This is a genomic window from Methylobacterium sp. (assembly GCF_019750675.1).
Taxonomy (GTDB): domain Bacteria; phylum Pseudomonadota; class Alphaproteobacteria; order Rhizobiales; family Beijerinckiaceae; genus Methylobacterium.
This window is the reverse complement of record NZ_JAIEOF010000355.1, coordinates 1-3,464: the sequence shown is the minus strand read 5'-3', so window position 1 is coordinate 3,464 and position 3,464 is coordinate 1. Positions and strand designations below refer to the sequence as shown.

General features: G+C 71.1%; 3 protein-coding genes and 1 pseudogene. 3 read left to right on the top strand and 1 reads right to left on the bottom strand.

The window, feature by feature from the left end; translation table 11 throughout:
* A pseudogene (locus tag K2X24_RS18045) lies at nucleotides 1-306 on the top strand (hypothetical protein); the annotation flags it as partial.
* Nucleotides 303-920, top strand: coding sequence for a DNA-3-methyladenine glycosylase (locus tag K2X24_RS18040; protein ID WP_292499742.1), 618 nt, complete (start codon nucleotides 303-305; stop codon nucleotides 918-920). The pseudogene K2X24_RS18045 and the gene K2X24_RS18040, both read left to right, overlap by 4 nt.
* On the opposite strand, the gene K2X24_RS18035 is transcribed toward K2X24_RS18040, so the two are convergent.
* Entirely contained in the window at nucleotides 886-2,577 is a 1,692-nt protein-coding gene (locus K2X24_RS18035) for a methyl-accepting chemotaxis protein (protein WP_292499740.1), read from the bottom strand. The genes K2X24_RS18040 and K2X24_RS18035 overlap by 35 nt on opposite strands.
* 483 nt (nucleotides 2,578-3,060) lie before the next feature.
* On the opposite strand from K2X24_RS18035, the gene K2X24_RS18030 reads away from it, so the two are divergent.
* A complete protein-coding gene (locus K2X24_RS18030; protein ID WP_292499738.1) occupies nucleotides 3,061-3,279 on the top strand; it encodes a hypothetical protein in 219 nt (72 codons plus the stop codon).
* Nucleotides 3,280-3,464 lie beyond the last annotated feature (185 nt).

Genomic DNA, 3,464 nt, shown 5'->3' with positions numbered 1-3,464 from the left:
GAAGGCGGCCCTGTGCCCCTCACCGGTACCGCCGCCCTGCGCGCCGCCGCGGCGCCGGCGGCCCTCGCCACGGCAGCCGCCGTGGTCGAGCGGGCGCCGCCGCGTACGACCTCGATTCCCCTGGATCTCGGGCTCGGCCTGGAGGTCTCGCGCGCCGCCAAGGGCGCCGGCCTGACGCCGCAGGCCTATGTGGAGCGGGCGGTGCGCCTCGCCCTCGATCTCGGGCCGAAGGCGTTCGAACGGGCGCGGGACGAGGCGCGCGGGTCCGCGGCCCCGAAAGCCACGGAGCCCGACCCCGCTTCATGAGCGATGGTGCCGCCGCCCTCCCGGCCGATTATTTCGCGCGGCCCGCCGAGATCGTCGCTGCCGCGCTGATCGGCTGCGGCCTCCTGGTGGAGGGCATCGGCGGCATCATCGTGGAGACGGAGGCCTACGACGCGTCCGATCCGGCCTCCCACAGCCTCAACGGGCCGACCCGGCGCAATGCCAGCATGTTCGGACCACCCGGCCGGGCCTACGTCTACCGTTCCTACGGTCTGCACTGGTGCCTGAACTTCGTCTGCGCACCCGGCAGCGCCGTGCTGATCCGGGCGCTGGAACCGCGCCACGGCCAGGCCGAGATGGCCGCGCGGCGCGGGCTTGCCGATCCGCGCCGGCTCTGCGCCGGCCCCGGCCGCCTCTGCCAGGCGCTCGGCATAACCGGAGCCCTGGACGGCGCCGCCCTCGACGCGGCGCCCTTTCGCCTCGCGGCCCCGGATGCCGCCCCGGGCGCGATCGCCGACCGGCGCATCGGCATCTCGCGCGCGGTGGAAACGCCCTGGCGGTTCCTGCTCGCCGGCTCGCGCTATCTCAGCCGTCCGCCGTCCCGCTACGCCACGGGCGGCCTCACGCCGCCCGAACCGTCTGCAGGAAGCGGGTGACCTGTCCGTTGAGGTGCTCGGACTGGGTCGAGAGTTCGGCGGCCGAGACCAGGACCTGGGACGCGGCGGCGCCGGTCTGCTCGGCGGCCTGGGCGACCCCGAGGATGTTGGCGGTGACGTCGCTGGTGCCGCTCGCGGCCTGACCGACGTTGCGCACGATCTCCTGGGTGGCGGCGCCCTGTTCCTCGACCGCCGCCGCGATGCTCGTCGTCACCGCGGCGATCTCGCCGATCCGCCCGGAGATGGTGCGGATCGCCCCGACCGCATGACCGGTCGACGCCTGGATCCGCCCGATCTGCTCCTCGATCTCGTGCGTGGCCCGCGTGGTCTGGTTGGCGAGTTCCTTGACCTCGGCGGCGACCACGGCGAAGCCCCGGCCCGCCTCGCCGGCTCGCGCCGCCTCGATGGTGGCGTTCAGCGCCAGCAGGTTGGTCTGGCTCGCGATGGAGGTGATCAGCGCCACCACGTCGCCGATCCGGCCGGCCGCGACGCTGAGATCCTGCACGAGGGCGCCGGTCTGGGACGCCTCCTCCACCGCCCGCCGCGCCAGTTCGGCCGAGCCGTCGACCTGTCGGCCGATCTCCTGCACGGAGGAGCCGAGTTCCTCGGCCGCCGCCGCCACGGTGCCCACGTTCGCGGCGGCCTCGTCGGCCGCGCTGGCCACGGTGCCGGATTGCAGCGAGGTCCGTGTCGCCGTCGCGCTCATGGCCTCGGCCGTCCCCTGCAGGGCGCCGGCGGAGGCGGACACCGTTGCGATGATCGAGCCGACCGCCGATTCGAAACCGTCGGCCAGCGCGTGCATCGTGCGCCGGCGCTCGGCGGACGCGGCCGCGTCGGCGATCTGCTGGCGCTCGGCCTCCTCGGTGGCCTTGCGGGCGACGAGGGTCCGGATCTCCTCCACGGCGCGTCCCACCGCGCCGACCTCGTCGCGCCGCTCGCGCCCGGCGACCACGGCCTCGCTGTCGCCGGCCGCCATGCGCCGCAGGGCCTCGACCAGACGCCCGATCGGCCGCGTGATGCCGAACACCGCCACGAAACCGGCGGCCAGGAGCCCGGCGAGGAGGCCGAAGCCGCCCAGCAGCAGCGTGTTCAGGCGGGTCCTGTCCGTCGTCTCCGCGAGGTTGCGGGCGCCCGCGTCGACGAAGGCCCGGATGTCGCGGCCGAGCGCCGAGCCCTCCGCCACCATCGCGTCGAAGGTCGGATCGACGCTCTGGTGCAGCAGCGCGAGCGCCTCCGTCTTCAGGCCGCTGTTCGCCAGGGTCCGGGCCTCGGAGGAATCGGCGACGAACCCGTTGATCTTCTGCTTCAGGACGTCGAGCCGTCCCGCGAAGCTCGGCGCCTCGTCGCGCAGTTCGCCCAGAACCTTGTTCAGGCGCTCGCTCGCCTCCTCGAACCCGCGATCGGTCCGCTGCATGTCGGCGGGGTTCGTCTCGGCGATGTTGCGGAAGTTGAAGTAGCTGAGGGTGAAGACCAGCCGGTTGACCGTGCGCAGGTCCGCGATCGCCTTGGTGTCCCGATTGAGGAACTGCGTATAGGCGCCGTCGATGGCGGCCATGCGGGTGGTGGCGTACCAGAGGCACCCGCTGACGATGGCGCCGATCAGGACGACCACACTCATCAGTTTGGTGATGATGCTGAAGCGCGCGAGAAGGCCCACGTTCGTTCTCCGAGACGGTAAGCAGTCTCGGTAGTCGCGCAGGCTTTAAGCCCAGGCTAAAATTTTCCGCTTGGCTGTTTTTCTTGCAGACTGCATGCCCGACAACCAGCGCAAACGGCTGTTTCTTGCAGGCTCGTCCCGAGGCCTTCGTGCCACGGGAGAAATATTGCCAATCACACGTCCGCTCCACGTCCGGGGCCGGCGGCGCGATCGACGCCTCCTTTCCAACAAAACCCAAAAAAGAACCCGCCTCGGCTGGGCCGGGCGGGTCGTTCAGGTCATCGAGCTTGGGTCGCCGGGTCAACGAGCGCGTGGCGGCGGAGTTCCATGGGGGCGATAGGACAACGAAATCGCGCCGACCCGGCACCGTCAGTCGGGCGGGGTTTGAACCTCGGCCCGCCCTGAAGGATTGGTCTGGCGATGCCGGGTGGAACGGCAAGGCCTACACCCCGGGCACCCCGCGCCGAATCCAGGAGACCGACGATGCCCAATGTCGAGGCGGACCGGAGCCGCTACGTCGCCGAGCGCGACCGTCTGATCCGGGAACTCGAGGCGATGTGCGACGAGGGCCATCCGGAGGGACGGCAATTCGCGGATGGCTATGCCCTGCGCGACACCGATGCGAGCGCCATGGAGGGTCTGCGCCTGCGGATCCAGGAACTGACCGGCCTGATCGAGCAGATCGACACGGGCAACGCTTGAAAAAGGGACCCTGGAGCGATCGGCGTCCCTGATCAGGCCCGGCGGATCGCGCCGCCCGTCAAGGGCGCGTCATGTCGGCCGTCTAGGAGGTCCGTCGAGGCTCGCCATCCGGCGCGGTGAGGCGATCGGGCAACATCCACCCCATTCCGATGACGCGGGGATTAAACCCTATTGTCACAGTTATA